At 66.9% G+C, this 1,397-nt stretch carries 1 protein-coding gene; it reads left to right on the top strand.

The genetic code is table 11. The features are described from left to right. A partial coding sequence (locus ACIPIA_RS16305; RefSeq protein ID WP_400511020.1) for a DNA glycosylase AlkZ-like family protein occupies window positions 1-1,140 on the top strand: 1,140 nt, incomplete at its 5' end. Between the last annotated feature and the right edge of the window lie 257 nt (window positions 1,141-1,397).

Genomic DNA, 1,397 nt, shown 5'->3' with positions numbered 1-1,397 from the left:
CGCGCCCAGCGGCTGGACACGCGCGCGCCATTCGGTGCAGGTCCGGCGGCGGCACGGGCCGCGGTCGAGCAGCTCGGCTATGTCCAGATCGACACGATCAACGTGATCGAGCGCTGCCACCACCATATCCTCTATGCCCGCATTCCCGGCTATCGCCGGAGTGACCTCGCCCATCTCCAGGCGATCGAAAAGAGCGTCTTCGAATACTGGACGCATGCGTTGGCCTACGTGCCGACACGCGACATCCGCTATTTTCTGCCCGCGATGAAGGCGCATCGCGAGGAGCCGAAGCGCTGGTCGGCCGTCGGAGCGGGTGAGGAGGCGCGCAAGCTCCTCCGGCGGATCCGCAGGGATGGCGCGCTGACCATTCGCGACATCGACGAGGAGCTGATCGAGAAGGCGCATCTCTGGGCCAGCAAGAAGCCCTCCAAGGGGCTGCTGGAGCGCGCCTTCTACGACGGCGAGCTCGCGATCGCGGCCCGTTCGGGGATGCTCAAGACCTACGAGCTGTTCGACAGGCATTTCCAGTGGGAGAAGAAGCCGACCCCTGCGAGCGAACGGCAGGTCACGGCCTACAAGCTCGACCGGGCCTTGCGGGCGCAGGGGCTCGTCAGCCTCGATTCCGCCTGCCATCTCGATGCCCCCGGCAAGAAGGCGGTGGCCGAGCTGATCGCGGCCCGCGTCAAGCGCAAGGAACTCGTCGAGGTCGCCGTCGAGGGCGCCGGCAAGGCGCAGCACTGGGCGTCGCCGCCTTCGCTGGAACAGGGCGAGGCGCCGGAAGAGACGCTGGTCCACATCCTCTCGCCTTTCGACCCGCTGATGATCCAGCGCCGGCGCGCGAAGCTTTTCTTCGACTACGCTCATGCCTTCGAGGCGTATCTGCCCAAGGAAAAGCGGGTCTATGGCTATTTCGGCCTGCCGGTTCTGGCGGGAGAGCGCATCGTCGCCGTGCTCGATCTCAAGACTGACCGCGCGGCGGGCAAGCTGCTGGTGCAGCGATGGAGCTGGCTCGAAGGGCAGCAGACGCCGGCGCTCAAGGCCGCGATCGAGGAGGAGCTGCAGCGCTTCGAGCGCTTCCAGCTGTCGCGCGACGAGGCGGAGCCGGAGCCGTTGCCCGAGATCACAAAAATGTCGGCTTGATCGTCGCTGTTGCGCCCGTCAGGGGCGAGCGGCGCGCAGCAAGCGGATGGTAGGGACAATCCGGACCGATCTCTTCGTGCCATCACGGGATCCGGCCTGAACGATGCCGGCGACGATCCGCATGCGCTGGACGATGCCCGATCCCGGCCTGCCGGTCGCGGTGCTCCTTCACGCGGCGCTGCTGGCCTGGCTCGCTTCAGTTGCCGTCCGGCAATTCGGCGAGATGCCGGCGTTCGTCGAGCAGAGCGTCGACATCG

This window comes from Allobosea sp. CER48 (assembly GCF_044752385.1).
In the GTDB taxonomy this organism is placed as follows: domain Bacteria; phylum Pseudomonadota; class Alphaproteobacteria; order Rhizobiales; family Beijerinckiaceae; genus Allobosea.
Note: the sequence above shows the minus strand (reverse complement) of the source record. Positions and strands in the feature narration are given on the sequence as shown.